General features: G+C 65.2%; 1 protein-coding gene. It reads right to left on the bottom strand.

The features are described 5' to 3' along the window. Positions 1 to 1112 (bottom strand): isovaleryl-CoA dehydrogenase (locus AC1RWI_RS37970; RefSeq protein WP_492870881.1); only part of this gene is annotated, 1112 nt, incomplete at both ends.

Below are 1112 nucleotides of genomic sequence, written 5' to 3'. Positions count from 1 at the left end.
TCGCGCCCGATCAGCATGCGGCGGATTTCCGAGGTGCCGGCGCCGATCTCGTAGAGCTTGGCGTCGCGCCACAGGCGGCCCACCGGGTACTCGTTGATATAGCCGTTGCCGCCCAGGATCTGCACGGATTCGCCGGCCATCCAGGTGGCCTTCTCGGCGGTATAGAGAATCACCGCGGCGCAGTCCTTGCGCACCTGGCGCACGTGGTCCTTGCCCAGGGAATCCAGGTTCTTGCCCACCGTGTACAGGTAGCTGCGCGCTGCCTGCAAGGTGGTGTACATGTCGGCCACCTTGCCCTGGATCAGCTGGAACTCGCCGATGCTCTGGCCGAACTGCTTGCGGTCGTGGATATAGGGCGTGATGACATCCATGCACGCTTGCATGATGCCCACCGGGCCGCCGGAGAGCACGGCGCGCTCGTAGTCCAGGCCGCTCATCAACACCTTGGCGCCCAGGTTCTCGCCGCCGAGGATGTTTTCCACCGGCACTTCCACGTCCTGGAACACCAGTTCGCCCGTGTGCGAGCCGCGCATGCCGAGCTTGTCCAGCTTCTGCGCCACCGAGAAACCCTTCATGCCCTTCTCGACGATAAAGGCGGTCATGCCGCGCGCGCCAAGGTCCGGCTCGGTCTTGGCGTAGACTACCAGCACATCGCAATCCGGGCCGTTGGTGATCCACATCTTGGTGCCGTTGAGCACGTAGTGGTCGCCCTTGAAGTCCGCGCGCAGCTTCATGCTCACCACGTCGGAGCCGGCGTTGGGCTCGCTCATGGCCAGCGCGCCGATCCAGTCGCCGCTGACCAGCTTGGGCAGGTACCTGGCCTTTTGCGCGGCGGTGCCGTTGCGGTGGATCTGGTTGACGCACAGGTTGGAGTGCGCGCCGTACGACAAGCCGACCGATGCCGAGGCGCGGCTGATTTCTTCCATGGCGATCATGTGGGCCAGGTAGCCCATATTGGCGCCGCCGTATTCCTCCGCCACCGTGATGCCGAGCACGCCGAGGTCGCCCATCTTCTTCCAGGCGTCCATCGGGAACTGGTCGGTGCGGTCGATCTCGGCCGCGCGCGGCGCCAGTTCGGCCTGCGCCCAGTTGCACACGGTTTCGCGCAGCAT

Source organism: Cupriavidus sp. MPR-AND1C, assembly GCF_058809705.1.
This window is presented reverse-complemented; position numbering and strand designations above follow the sequence as displayed.